The sequence below is a fragment of the Streptomyces angustmyceticus genome, assembly GCF_019933235.1.
GTDB classification, from domain to species: Bacteria; Actinomycetota; Actinomycetes; order Streptomycetales; family Streptomycetaceae; genus Streptomyces; species Streptomyces angustmyceticus.
Genome location: NZ_CP082945.1, coordinates 239823 through 253181, shown reverse-complemented (window position 1 = coordinate 253181; position 13359 = coordinate 239823). Strand labels below are relative to the sequence as shown.

11 protein-coding genes are annotated in these 13359 nt (G+C 72.4%); 4 read left to right on the top strand and 7 right to left on the bottom strand.

Annotated features, from left to right (window positions below; all coding sequences use genetic code 11):
• Positions 1-38 precede the first annotated feature (38 nt).
• Positions 39-647, bottom strand: a complete 609-nt coding sequence (locus K7396_RS01125; RefSeq protein WP_086720315.1) for a TetR/AcrR family transcriptional regulator — start codon at positions 645-647, stop codon at positions 39-41.
• A 133-nt stretch (positions 648-780) separates the two neighbouring features.
• Here K7396_RS01125 and K7396_RS01120 point away from each other — a divergent pair, with 133 nt between their 5' ends.
• A complete protein-coding gene (locus K7396_RS01120) occupies positions 781-1683 on the top strand; it encodes an alpha/beta fold hydrolase (protein WP_086720316.1) in 903 nt (300 codons plus the stop codon).
• A 166-nt stretch (positions 1684-1849) separates the two neighbouring features.
• Here the strand turns inward: K7396_RS01120 and K7396_RS01115 are convergent, their stop codons facing one another.
• From K7396_RS01115 to K7396_RS01105, 3 genes are all read right to left on the bottom strand, one after another.
• Complete coding sequence (locus K7396_RS01115; RefSeq protein WP_086720310.1) at positions 1850-3145, bottom strand: glycosyltransferase; 1296 nt, start codon at positions 3143-3145, stop codon at positions 1850-1852.
• A 190-nt stretch (positions 3146-3335) separates the two neighbouring features.
• On the bottom strand, positions 3336-4397 hold the full coding sequence (locus K7396_RS01110) for a class I SAM-dependent methyltransferase (protein WP_086720311.1): 1062 nt from the start codon (positions 4395-4397) through the stop codon (positions 3336-3338).
• Positions 4398-4557: 160 nt separating this feature from the next.
• Positions 4558-5754, bottom strand: a complete 1197-nt coding sequence (locus tag K7396_RS01105) for an acyltransferase family protein (protein WP_223659539.1) — start codon at positions 5752-5754, stop codon at positions 4558-4560.
• A gap of 827 nt (positions 5755-6581) precedes the next feature.
• Between K7396_RS01105 and K7396_RS01100 the strand changes: the two genes are divergently transcribed.
• Entirely contained in the window at positions 6582-7661 is a 1080-nt protein-coding gene (locus K7396_RS01100) for a S1 family peptidase (protein ID WP_086719998.1), read from the top strand.
• A gap of 46 nt (positions 7662-7707) precedes the next feature.
• Here the strand turns inward: K7396_RS01100 and K7396_RS01095 are convergent, their stop codons facing one another.
• The 3 genes from K7396_RS01095 to K7396_RS01085 form a co-directional block, all read right to left on the bottom strand.
• A complete protein-coding gene (locus K7396_RS01095) occupies positions 7708-8283 on the bottom strand; it encodes a hypothetical protein (RefSeq protein WP_086720000.1) in 576 nt (191 codons plus the stop codon).
• A gap of 336 nt (positions 8284-8619) precedes the next feature.
• A complete protein-coding gene (locus K7396_RS01090) occupies positions 8620-9648 on the bottom strand; it encodes a fructosamine kinase family protein (RefSeq protein ID WP_152104244.1) in 1029 nt (342 codons plus the stop codon).
• Positions 9649-10061: 413 nt separating this feature from the next.
• Positions 10062-10979, bottom strand: coding sequence for a hypothetical protein (locus K7396_RS01085; RefSeq protein WP_170314243.1), 918 nt, complete (start codon positions 10977-10979; stop codon positions 10062-10064).
• 771 nt (positions 10980-11750) lie between these two features.
• Here K7396_RS01085 and K7396_RS01080 point away from each other — a divergent pair.
• Both K7396_RS01080 and K7396_RS01075 read left to right on the top strand, forming a co-directional pair.
• Entirely contained in the window at positions 11751-12443 is a 693-nt protein-coding gene (locus tag K7396_RS01080) for a right-handed parallel beta-helix repeat-containing protein (RefSeq protein WP_223659537.1), read from the top strand.
• Between the two features lie 121 nt (positions 12444-12564).
• Positions 12565-13311, top strand: a complete 747-nt coding sequence (locus tag K7396_RS01075) for an IPT/TIG domain-containing protein (protein WP_086719394.1) — start codon at positions 12565-12567, stop codon at positions 13309-13311.
• Positions 13312-13359 lie beyond the last annotated feature (48 nt).

Sequence of the window (13359 nt, the reverse complement as noted above, 5' to 3'; positions counted from 1 at the left end):
GCCGCCGACGCCGCAAGTCGCCTGTCGGCGGGGCCGGTTCACCCGTCGCCGGGGAAGAGCCGGTCCAGGTGGTGACGGAGGACGGCCGTGGCGGCCTCCGGGGTGCGCTGGCCCACCAGGACGCTGGTGCCCAGGCCCGCGGACAGGGCGAGCAGGCTGATCGCCTCGGTGCGTACGTCCACGCCGGGCGCGGTGAGGCCGGCCTCGCGCGCCCGTTCCAGCTGGCCGGCCACCAGCTCCTCGGCGGCATGGGGGCCGTCGATGAACGGCTGGGCGGCCAGGGCCTCGTCCGTCACGGAGAGCACGGCGTAGGAGGTGTAGACGAGGTGGAAGGTCCGGCTCTCCTCGTCGGTGGGCAGCGCTTCGAGGAGCACGGCCTCGATCGTCTCGCGCGGTCCGGGTGCCTCGCCGACGGCCCGGACCCGGTCGGCGACCCGGGCGCCGAGTCCGGTGGTCAGCTGGTGCAGCCCATGGAGCAGCAGCTTCTCCTTGGTCTCGAAGTAGTACTGCACCAGCCGCAGGGACACTCCTGCCTCGGCCGCGACATCGCGCATCCCGATGGCGTGCAGTCCGCGCCGCCCGGCGACCCGGACCAGTGCCTCGGCGATCTGGGTGCGCCGCTCCTCGTGGTCCACGCGCTTCGGCATCAGCCGGTGCCCTCCGCCTCGTTCGTTCCGTCCGGCCTGCGGGATCGACTGCATGATACCGCTGTACCATTTTAGTGATACGGTGGTACCACTAAACCTGCTGTCCCGGAGGTGGCCCGCTGTGCCCGACACCATGACGCACGACCGCGACCGAGCCGTCGGCCGCTATGTGAACGAGGCCGTCCGCGACCGCTACTTCGCCGCGTGCGACGCCGTCCACGCGCTGGGGCCGGCCCCGAGCGGGGAGTGCGACGTGGAAACCCGCTTCGGGACCACGCACGTCTACCACTACGCGCCGGCGGACCCCGGCGCCGCGGCCCGCACCCCGGCCGTCCTGCTGCACGGCGCCGGCGGCAACTCCGCGCAGTGGTACCCGAACGTCGCCGCCCTTCGCGCGCAGCGCCCGGTCTACGCGCTCGACACCCCGGGCGATCCGGGCCGCAGCACGCACCGCGAACCGATCCACCAGCCCGCACGTGCCGCCCAGTGGCTCGACGAGGCCCTCGAAGGGCTCGGGCTCGACCGCGTCCACCTCGTCGGGTCCTCCTACGGCGGATGGCTCGCCCTGAACCAGGCGCTGCACCGGCCCGGCCGGCTGGCCTCGGTCACCCTGCTGGACCCCGGTGGCCTGGAGAAGGTGGGCCTGCGGTTCTTCGTCTGGATCTTCGTCAGCCTCTTCGCGACCTGCGCGCCGAAGGCGCTGCGCCCCCGCCTGGCCGCCTGGCTCGACCAGCCGGTCCTGGTGGTGCCGGAGCTGCGCGCGATGGTGCGGCTGGGTGTGCGCGCCTACCGCATCCGCCGCCCCGCGCCGCTTCCCCTCACCGAAGCGGAGTTGCGCGGTATCCGCACCCCGCTCTATCTGCTGCTCGGCAAGCGGAGCCTGCTGGTGCATCCGCGACGGCAGCAGGAGCGCGTCCCGCGCCTGGTGCCCGGCGCCCGCGTCGAGATCGTTTCCGACACGGGCCACGGACCCCAGATCGACCATGCGGAGGCGGTCAATGACCGCATGGTGCGCTTCATGGCCTCCGTCGGCTGAGGCGCGCACCGGCGTCCCGCCGGGGGCAGGCGGCCGGACCTGCCGTTGCCGGCCCGGCGGTCCGGGCTCTGGACGGTCCGGACAGGCCGGCCGGGCAGCCGCGAGGTCCGTCCGCGGGGCCGCGTGTTGATACCCGCTCCTGCGCGCCGCCGCACGTCACGTCACCTCAGCGGCCGGGACCTCGGCCCTCCGTGCCGCCTCCCCGGCCCCCGGCGCTGTCACCTCCCGCCAACTGCTCCACCGCCGCCAGCACCCGGCCCGCGCCGTCCTCCGTGGCGAGCAGCGCCGCCACCTGCCGGGCGCGGCGCCCGTAGCGGGGGTCGTGCACCGCCCTGCGCACCGCGGCCGCGAGATTCTCCGCCGTCAGCCGCCGGAAGGGAATCCTCCCGGGGCTGACGCCCAGTGAGATGAGCCGCGCCGCCCAGAAGGGCTGGTCCAGCATCATCGGCACGGGTACCGCGGGCACGCCCGCGCGCAGGCCGGCGGCCGTGGTCCCGGCGCCCGCGTGGTGGACCACGGTCGCCATCTGCGGAAACAGCCGGGCGTGCGGGACCTCGCCCACCGTCAGGACGTCGTCCCCCTCGACCGACAGACCGGCCCAGCTCGACTGGACGACACCGCGCACCCCGGCGAGCCGCAGGGCGCGCACCAGGAGGCGCCCGAGCCGTTCCGGATCGCTCGGCGCCATGCTGCCGAAGCCCATGAACACCGGTGGCGGGCCGGACCGGAGGAAGTCGGCCAGCCGGGAATCCGGCGTCCAGCCGGGGGGCTCCGACGGCCACCAGTAGCCCGCTACCTCCATGCCCGGCCGCCAGTCGGCGGGCCGCGGCACCACCGCCGGGCTGAATCCGTGGTGGACGGGCCAGGTCGTCCGGCGCCGGGCCAGGGCCTGCGGCGTCACGCCCAGGCTGCGCTGCAGATGACGCACCCCGGGGGCGAAGGCCCGGGCCAGCAACGACTGGGCGCACTGTCCCAGGGCCCGGTTGGCGAACGGCCCCCACGACGGCATGTCGAAGATGACCGGCGGGAACTCCCGGGTGGGCTCCAGCGGCTGCAGGAACACGCCGACGCTGGGCAGTCGCAGTCCCTCCGCCGCCACCAGCCCCAGGGGCGCCAGGCTGCTGGAGAACAGGAGGACGTCGGCCCCCGAGGCGCAGGCGCCCGCGACCGCGTCGGCCATCTCCGGGGCCAACTCCCGTGCCAGCTGTATCTGTTCGACCTTGGAGAGGCCGGCGCCCTTCCCCCGTCCCTGCCCCTGCCCCTGCGCGTCGTCCTTGTGAGAGGTGGCGTACCGGTCGAGCGGCAGGGGGTGGAAGCCCAGGCCGCTGCGGCGCACCAGTTCGGCCGAGCGCTCGTGTGTGGCCATCACCACCCGGTGCCCGGCGCGATGCAGCCGGGTCCCCAGGCCGGTGTAAGGAGCCACGTCCCCGTGCGAACCTGCGGTAGCGATCAGGATGTGCATGGTCGGCAGTGTTCCGTTTCGTCGGCTGCGAGGATTCCGGCCGCGCTCGGCTTCACTCGGGTGGTGTACCGATGAACTTCTTGTTCAGCCGAAAACGCGGGAGAACACCCGCAGTTGTGTGGTGGACGAGGGCCGGGCTGCGTTCCCCCAAGGGCGGCGGGGCGCCTGCGCGGGCGGCCCGGCGCCGGGGTCAGTCGCGGCGGGCGACCACCCGGTAGGCGTTGGACAGCCGGGTGCGCCGGGTGAGCGGGGCCAGCGCGAAGTCGATCCCTATGAGGACGAGGAGCACGGGCGCGACGGCCAGCAGGCCCAGCCGGCGGGCCCAGCGGCTGAGCGCTCCCGGCCGCTCGGGCAGCCACGGCAGATCCTCGCTCGGCAGAACGGACTTGAGCAGGTTCACCGCCGCCGACGTCAGATCCGTGGGGACATGGGGCTCGTGCCGGTCGGTGGCCACGACGGTGAAACCCTGCTCGGCCAGCGCCCCGCACAGGTTGTCCAGGGGGACGAAGTGCAGATGCTGCGGCTGGAGCCACGGGCCCCACCACTGGCCGAGCAGCCGGGCGGATGCCGATTCCGGGTCGGGCACCTCCACCAGAAGGTGACCGCCGGGCCGCAGCGCGGTGTGGGCGGCGGCCAGTTCCTGCCGTGGCGCCAGGGTGTGTTCCAGATAGTGGTGCATGCTCACGACGTCGTACTGGCAGGCGAGTTGGCCCGCCATTCCGACGAAGGAGCCCCGGTAGGCCCGCGCGATGCGGCCCTCGCGTGCGGCGATCTCCACGCCCTCGCCCCAGTCGAGCCCGTGGAACTGGGTGTCCGGGTGGACCCTGCGGGCCTCGGCGCAGAAGTGGCCGTGACCGGTGCCCACGTCCAGCCAGCGCAACGGGCGGCCGAACGGGAGCAGCGCGCGGGCGCGGGCCCGGTAGAGCCGCACCGCGAGGGGCGAACCGGCCAGCCGCGCCATCGTCGCCTCGCCCAGGCCGTCGTAACAGTCCCGGTAGTAGAAATCCAGCCCGTCGGCGCTCAGCCGGGGGTTCTGGAACACATGGCCGCAACTGCGGCACCGGTCGAGGACGAACGTCCCGGGCTTGTGCTGGGGGTGGTCGGTGGTGCGCAGGTGCCCGCGCAGCCGCGAGGAGCTGCACCAGGGGCATGTGGTGCGCCGCGGTTCGAAGAACCGGTCCAGCCCACGGGCCAGCTCGTCCTGGTAACGGGGCCGGTGGGCGGCGATCTGCGCGCTTCGCGTACTCATCATGGGGGGCTTCTTTCCGAGGTAGTCCTGGAGGTGGTCCTGAGGGGGGAGCGCTGACACCGGTACGGAGGGCGGACGCGGGACGCCGGGCGGGCGGGGTGTGCCGGGCGGACTCCGGGGGGCGGGTACGCGCCGCACGTGCCACCGGTGAGCGGGGGCGTGTTCACGAAGTCGTGGCGGTACGAGCACGGGCCCGGCGCGACACGGAGAAGCGCCGCACACACGGCCGTTCCACGCCCGCGTACATCAGCCACGAGGCCAGCAGTACGACGGGAAGGCCGGCCAGCACCGCGGCGAGGCTGCTCCATCCCTGCCCCGTCAGGGCCAGGTACATCAGGCCCAGCACCAGGAAATGGACGAGGTACATGGCGTAGGAGATCTCACCGAGGAACACCAGGGCGGGCGCGCGCAGCAGGGACCGCCTGCCGCGCAGGTCCAGCTCCGCGGTCGCATGGACGAGCACGGCGAGCGGCACCGCGGTCGAAGCCGCGTACAGGAAGCTGCGCGGCAGGAACGCGCTGTTCACCACGATCGTGCTGATGACGCCCAGCGCCGCCGGGAGCACACCGATACGCGGAATCCGCATTCCCGTCGCGGACATGCGGGCCAGCAACATGCCGAGGACGAATTCGGGCAGCCGTGTGACCGGCAGCATGTACAGGGACCAGTATCCGGGGAACGACGGACCGCCCGGGTTGAGGACGAATTCGTAGAGCGCCGGGCAGATCCAGACGACGGCGACGGCGGTTCCCGCACCGATCAACAGCCCCCGGCGGGACAGCCTTTCGGCCCACGGCAGGAGCAGGGGGAAGAGAAGATAGAAGAACATCTCGGCGGCCAGGGACCAGGAAACCGGATTGCCCGCGGAGACGAATTGCCGAGTGGGGACCCAGGTGTTCACCAGAAGGAGACTGGCGAGGTTCGCCGGCCATGCGGAGGCGCGCGTGGCGGCGGCCGCACCGGCACAGGCGAGCGCGGCCACCACCACACACCAGGTCAGGACGTGATTGGGCAGGATCTTCGCGGCCCGCCGGCGCCAGAAGGCGCGGGCGGTGTCGGCCGGGCGGGCGGAATGCGTCAGCACATAGCCGCTCAGAATGAAGAACAGCGACACCGCACTCGCCCCCACCCACACTTCGGGCCCGAGGGTCTGCGCGAGGTGAGGATCGACCAGCAGGGAACCGTGGGTGAAGACGACCCCGCCCGCGGCCGCGAACCGCAGACCGGTCAGGGACGGCAGCCGCTGGGGGCGGCCGGGGCGTGTGCCGTCCTTCGCCGACGGCCCGTCCGCACCGATGCGGCCGACGACGCGGCCGGCCGTGGCGGTGGACCGGGACGACGGCCTGGGGAGATCGTGCACGAGGGCCTCCTGCGGGGGAACGCCCAGGCCCATGACGACCACGCACGTGCGGAGGGAGGCGCGAGTGGGGTCGCCGGGGACCGGGAGAACGGCTGATCCGGCCCGTGCGGAGGAATGGGCGGCCCGTCGCGCGGATACCTCGATTCACCCATCGCCCCGTGTCCCGTGCATAGAAGAGCTACCCGATTTCACTCGTACGGCGCAGCGCCTTGTGAGTGCCGTACGCATCATGGGATCCGGCGTGTGATAGCGGCAGAGGGCATGAGTTCTTCGCGAAACGCGTTTGACGGAGTGCATCGGCGGCGGAGGGAATTCATTACGCGTTCACGGAGCGGATTCAGGGAACACACTCGCGGATTGGGGGCTTCGTCAGCGGAAGTCCGCCGTATGTGCCGGCCGGGGAGCATTCCCCGCGCGAACGTCATGGAGCGCGGACGGGTGCGGTGATATCCGGATGCCGACCGGTTGCGCCACCGGCCGTACAGGTGATTCCTGCGGAGCTGTGGCCGGGTGGGTGTAGCGCGCAGCCGGTGCAGGAAAGAATGATTCCATTCCGCCGAGCCACACCCACCGGCCGCCTGTGGCGCCGATTACTCACAAGGGCAAGGCATATGACGAGGCAGCACATGTCGACGCAGATGGTGTCCGGTAGGAGCGGTACGGCGATATAGAGCGATCTCCTGTGCCGTCGCCGGCGCGCGGGAATTCCCGCGCGAAGGACGGGGCGGCCGCCGGCACGACATCGTCACGGGGGAGGGGAAAATACGCCCGCCTCCCGCGGGACCGGATATCCCCTGCAGGCCCAACTCCACACCAAAGGTCTTGAGTTGAAGCACACACGCGTACCTCAGTCCCGCACCGTCCTCGGCAGTGTGGGGACGGTGGCCCTGATCGCCGCCGCACTCACCCTGCAGAGCGCCCAGGCCGCCCCCGCCAAGGCCGACGCCGAACCCCCGACAGCCACCGCCGCCGCACAGCGCGCCAGGACCATCAGCTCCGCCCTCGGCCCCGACGCGGCGGGCTTCTACTACGACGCCCCGCACCGCAAGCTCGTCGTCAACGTCACCACCCGGACCGCCGCGGCCAAGGTCCGCGGGGCCGGCGCCGAGGCCAAGCTCGTCAGGCACTCCCTGACGTCGCTGAACGCCGCCCGCGCGACCCTCAAGCAGAAGGCCACGATCGTCGGGACGTCCTGGGCGATGGACCCCAAGTCCAACCAGGTGGTCGTCGTCGCCGACCGGACGGTCACCGGCGACCGCCTGACGCAGCTCAAGAAGGTCGTCGCCTCGCTCGGCGACCGGGCCGTCCTCAAGCAGTCGCCCGGCGCGCTCCGGCCTCTGATCGCCGGTGGCAACGCCATCTGGGGGACCGCCGCACGCTGCTCGCTCGGGTTCAACGTCATCAGGGACGGGCAGCCGTACTTCCTGACCGCCGGACACTGTGCCAACGCGGTACGGAGCTGGTCCGCCTCGCAAGGGGGCCCGGAGTTCGCCGTGACGGAGGCCGGCTCCTTCCCCGGCGACGACTTCGGGATCGCGAAGTACACCGACGCCACCGACGCGCACCCCGGCCGGGTGGACCTCTACAACGGCAGCATGCAGGCCATCGGCAAGGTCGGCGACGCCATCGTGGGCGAGCCGGTGCGGCGCAGCGGCAGCAGCACCCGCCTCCGCAGCGGTGACGTCATCGCCGTCGAGGTGACGGCCAACTACCAGGAAGGGCCGGTCGACGACCTGGTCCAGGCCTCCATCTGCGCGGAGTCCGGTGACAGCGGAGGCCCGCTCTTCGAGGGCGACACCGCACTGGGCATCACCTCGGGCGGCCGCGGCACCTGCGCTTCCAACGGCGAGTCCTTCTATCAGCCCGTACGCGAGGCCCTGGAGAAGACCGGATCGCACCTCGGCTGAGCCGGCCCCCGGAGGGCCTCCCGCCGCCGCGCCCCGCGCGGAGGGTTCACCGCGGTGCTGCGGTGAACCCTCCGGGGGCGCGGCGGCGCCGGTAGTAGTGCACGGTCACGATTCCGAGCAGCGGGCCCCAGGCGGCCAACGGCACGTAGGCAACGGCGAAGGCGACGGTTTGCCAACCGTGCGTGATCACACCCGAGCCGGGCGTCCCGTCGAGCATCCGGCCGAGGCCCGACATGATCAGTGCGTACGGGAAGAGCAGCGTGAGCACCGTCGCGCCCAGGCCGGCGGGAACGACGGCGGCGAGGACCGGCACCCGGCGGCCGCCCAGTCCGGGGACCCAGCGCGGCACCACCTCGCCCCACTCGCTGACCAGCCCGACGGTCAGGTAGGCCAGCGCCTCGCTGACCACGCTCAGCGCGAGCACGTACCACCAGCCGGTGAACACCACCGGCCCATGACCACGGACCATCGTCTTCGCGGGTTCGAGCAGCGGCGCATGGAAGTTCATGGCCGCGATCCGCCATACGCAGGAGGGCAGCGTGGTCAGTGTGGTGGCGTATGCGGCCCACACGGCCCATCGGGGCACGCCTTCCGCCGCCCGGCCGTGCAGCTTCGCCGACATCCGGCGAACGGCGGGGCGCCTTGCCCGTCCAGGGGCTGCGGGGCCGCCGTCCGACTCTGCCGCTCCGGGCGGCCGCGTTGATTCGTCGGAGGTGTCTTTCTCGGGTGTCTCCGGTCCGGTCATGTTCCGATGGTCCGGCGGTGCCGATGTCCGCGGCATCGGCCTGGTGACGCAACCACATCAGCCGTACGGGGGAGGGTGGTTCGCCCTCAGTCGCCCTGAGGCGGACGGCACCGGGGCGCAGTTGGCAGCCGTGCGTCCACCCGCCGGCCGGTACCCGTACCTGACCCCGTGCCCTGAAGCAGGCCCCTGCCGGACGGCTGCGCGGGCCGGCCGCTACGGGCGCCGCGAGGGCAGCGGCCCGAGGCGGGGCCACCGGGTCAGCATGCGCCCGCGCAGGTCGGCGCAGAGGCGGTGCAGTCCGCGGAGGTCGTCTCGCCCGGCCGTCCGATGGGCGACGACACCGAGCCGGTAGGCAAGCCGCTGACGGGCCGTCGCCGTACCCCACTTCCAGTCCCGGTCCGGGATCCGGGCCAGGTGGTCGACGGTGCCACGGTGCGCCCGCTGCACCAGAGCGTCGCCGCGCAGCAGCCAGCCGGCACAGGCGCCGGTGAGATCGCCTTGGGGTTCGGTGCCGGTCGCTCCGGCCCACGCGGCCCGGTAGGCGGCCTCGGCGCGGTCGAGGAGCGCGGCGGTGGGCGCGGTGGAGCACCAGCAGGTGGGGAACCCGATGCGCAGGTAGGCGAGTTCCATGATGCCGCTGCCCAGCGCGGCCTGCTCGAAGTCGATGAACCTGACGCCCTGGGCGGTGTGCAGGTCGTTGCCGGGGCACGGGTCTCCGTGGAGCAGGGCGTGCCCCGGTGCCCGGCCGATCCGGTCGACGAGCGCCTCCAGTTCAGCGGGTGCGCAGGACGGCACGGACACGTCCAGGGACTCGGCGAGGCGGAGGAAGGAGTCGATGTCGTCCTGCGCCGGGCCGGACCAGACCGGCAGGAGGCCGGCGTCCTCGGGGGTGCCGGTGGCATGCAGCCGGGCGAGCGTGGCGGCGTAGTCGACGAGCCAGTCGGGGGACGGCTCGCGGGCCTCCAGGTGCTCCAGGACCAGGACGCGCTCCGCGTCGTCGGTGCCCAACAAGGCGGGCACGATGGCAGGTTGGGACCGGGAGGCGAGCCGGAGGGCCGCCACCTCGTGCGCATACCGCTCGGCGGCATCCGGCGCCTCGACGAGCTGCTTGACCACCACCGGTGTCCCGTCCAGCTCGACGCGCCAGACATGTGAGCGGGGACTGCTCTGAAGGGCCCGGTGCTTCCCGGGCGTCCCCAGCTCCTCCCGTAACCGGTCTCCGAAGGGAAGTCGCGTCATCATGACGCTCATCCTGCCATCCGGCCGAACAAGCCCGGGTGGCCGGTGAGTTCGCTGCTCCGCGGCGATTCCTTCCCGAGGGGAACCGGTCCGCGGCACCCCCTTCCACCACCCCCTTCCACCACCCCTTCCCCCACGTCCCCTGCACGGACCTGCGGGGCGGGCGCGCCAAGCCCTCCCGGGTGAGGGTCACCCGGGAGGGCTTGGCCCCAGGACCGTCCTGCATCGGTACCACCGTTCCGACGCGGAACGTGGACGGTCGCGGGGAGGATTGACTACCAATCCACCTGCTCGGCGGCGGGAACGGTGGCCCACGCCCCCTTTGGAGGTCCCCCGAGCGGGCGCGCTCCTAGGCGCCCGCTGCCACCATCAGGTCGTCCCCGCCGCCGAAGGCTCTGCACAGCGCGTGGCTGGTGTCAGCCGATGGTGGCACCGGTGGTGGTGGCACCGGTGGTCCCGCCGACGCCGCCGCCGATGGTCGCGCCGGTGGTGGTGGCACCGGTCGTGCCGCCCACGCCGCCGCCGATGGTGGCACCGGTCGTGGTGGCACCGGTGGTCCCGCCGACGCCGCCGCCGATGGTCGCGCCGGTGGTGGTGGCACCGGTCGTGCCGCCCACGCCGCCGCCGATGGTGGCACCCGTGGTGGTGGCACCGGTGGTCCCGCCGAGGCCGCCGCCGATGGTCGCGCCGGTGGTGGTGGCGCCCGTCGTGCCGCCGACCCTGCCACCGATGGTGGCGCCGGTCGAGGTGGCACCCGTGGTCCCGCCACCGAGCCTGCAGCCCCTCGGGAGGAGGACGAGCCGGCCCTGCACGACGCGGACCTGGCAGGTCACTCCGCCGCCACCGCCGATCGTCGCACCGGTAGTGGTGGCGCCTGTGGTTCCGCCGAGGCCGCCGCCGATGGTCGCGCCGGTCGTGGTCGCGCCGGTCGTGCCGCCCACGAGGCCGCCTATGGTGGCGCCTGTGGTGGTGGCACCGGTCGTGCCGCCCACGAGGCCGCCTATGGTGGCGCCCGTGGTGGTCGCGCCGGTCGTGCCGCCCACGAGGCCGCCTATGGTGGCGCCGGTCGTGGTGGCGCCTGTGGTCCCGCCGACGCCGCCGCCGATGGTCGCGCCGGTGGTGGTGGCTCCTGTGGTTCCACCTCCGCCACCGATCGTGGCACCGGTTGTCGTGGCACCTGTGGTCTGTTCGTTGCTGCTCGGGGCGGAAGCGTTCGCTGTCTGAGGCGATTCACTGCTCATCGCGGTGATCGCGCCCACCGTTCCGGTGAGCGTCAGGGCCAGGAAAGACGCACCTATCACATGGGGAATGCGCTTCCGGATATTCGACGCCATGATGCCTCCTCTTGAGTGGATGGGCCGTCGCTAGCCAGCGTGGAGGGTCGGCCATGACCGTGGTGTTGAACCGGCGTGGCCCTCGCGTGACGCGCTCGGTACCGGACGCGGAAGGCCGCCGTGAGCTGCGGAAAGCCCGGGGCTTCCGGACCGGCCGGCCGCCGGTGAACTGTCTCGGGGCGCCGGTGCCCGGTGGACTCCTCTCTCACCGGGCGATTCCTCTCTCATAGGGACCGGGCGTGCGCGGACCGGACGGCAGCGGGGTGATGGCTGAACGTGCCGAGTCGGTTACCCAAGGTCTCAAGTGGCGGGGTCGGGGCTCCTCGGGTAGGGCCGTGATCCCTCGGGAGAGGTGGTGCCTGCTGCGGTGGTCCGGGCTCGTCGAGGAGAGACATCCGGGCCCGCCGGGTGCAGACATCCGAGCCCGGCGAAGGCGGACAGCCGGGGTGGCGCAGGGCCCGGAACCGCCCGCACCACCGACGTTGTGCACCCTGCCCGAAGCGCGCTCTGCCATCCGGGTGACGGACCATCAAGAGCGTTGCAGGCGTGCTCACTCGGGTGGGTTACTGAGGTCATCCAATCCGGTGGGCCGCCCATCCTCTCGGGGAGGGGCAACTCGCCTACCCGAAGACCCACTTCAGCGTTGCCGGTGGTGCCGCCCCGGTGCCGCCGCGGGTTCCCTCCTGCGCAGAGGATGTCAAGGCAGCGTGCCGTGCCGCTCGTCGGCACCGGCCGGTGCGTCGGCTCACGTCACCTCTTCCTGGGGACGTCATGCGAACTGTCCGTACCTTGCGCTCCATCCTCGGTGTCTGCGCCCTGACCGTGGCGCTGACCGCCGGGCTGGTCGCGGTCCCGAACGAAGCCCGTGCCCAGACCCCCGTGCTGTGCAGCGAGACCGCGCTGGTGAACGCGATCACAGCGGCCAACGCGGCCGGCGGGGACACCTTGGCGCTGGTGCCGTTCTGCACCTACCAACTCACCAGCGCGCACGGCAGCGGACCCACCGGTCCGGTCGGACTCCCGCCCATCACCACCCCGATCACCCTGCTGGGGGTGGGCGTCACCATCGCCCGTGACCCGAGCGCACCCGCATTCCGGATTCTCCAGGTCCAGGGAGCCGCCAACGTTCCGGGAACCAAAGGCCAGTTGAGCCTGGTGGGGGTCACCATCCGCGGCGGCAGCGCCGTTTCCCCCTGGCCGGGGGGCGGCATCTCGAACCTGGGGGGCACCGTCTCGCTGCTCACCAGTGCCGTCACCGGCAACACCGCCGTCGCCGGGGGCGGCATCTACACCGACAACGGTGCCGTGTCGCTGGTCGGCAGCTCCGTGACCGGTAACACCGCCGGATCCAGCGGCGGCGGCATCTACGTCAACTCCGGGGGCGCGACCCTGCTGGGCACGAACGTGAGCGGCAACACCCCGGACAACTGTGCTCCGTCAGGCAGCGTCATCGGCTGCACCTGACGGCCCGGCCGGTGCACCGGCCACCACGCACCAGGCAGCCCACCCCGACGCCGGCGGCTGACCCGGCCGCCGGCCTCGGCTGATCTCTCCCACTCACCCATTTCACCGAAGGAGCATCGCCATGCCCATCTCTCCCAATCAGGGGTCGACCGGCGGCGGAACCATCGTCACCATCACCGGTACCAACCTCGGCGGCGCCACCGCCGTGCACTTCGGCACCAAGACAGCCACCATCACCGCCAACACGCCCACCTCGGTCACCGTCGTCAGCCCGTCGGGCAGCGGAACGGTTCCGGTGACCGTGACCACCCCCGGCGGAACCAGCAACCCGCTGTCGTTCTACTACGTAGGCGCGCCCTTCAAGTCCAGTATCTCCCCCGTATCCGGCGTCACCGCGGGCGGCAACACCGTCACCATCAACGGCACCGGCCTGACCACCGCCACCGCGGTGCACTTCGGTGCCGCCACGGCGACCCCGACCGTGGTCAACGACGGCCAGCTGACCGTCGCCGTGCCGGCGGGCACGGGCCCCGGTCCGGTGAGCGTCAGCGTCACCACCGCGGGCGGTACCAACAACGGCCTGTCCTACACCTACGTCGACGCCCCGACCGTCACCACGCTGAACCCCAACTCCGGCCCGGCCAGCGGCGGAACCGTGGTGACCATCACCGGCACCAACCTCAGCAGCACTCAGTCGGTCCTCTTCGGCGCCACGCCCGCACCGTTCACCGTCCTCAGCGACACCACCATTTCCGTCGTGACCCCGCCGACGCCGGACGGAGCACCCGGCCCCGCCACGGTCACCGTGACCACCACTGGTGGCGTTGCCACCGCTGACTTCACCTACCTGGCCGGCCCCGGCATCTGACCGGAACCCCGAGCCACTGACCGCCTGGTCCGCCGACCAGGCACCGCA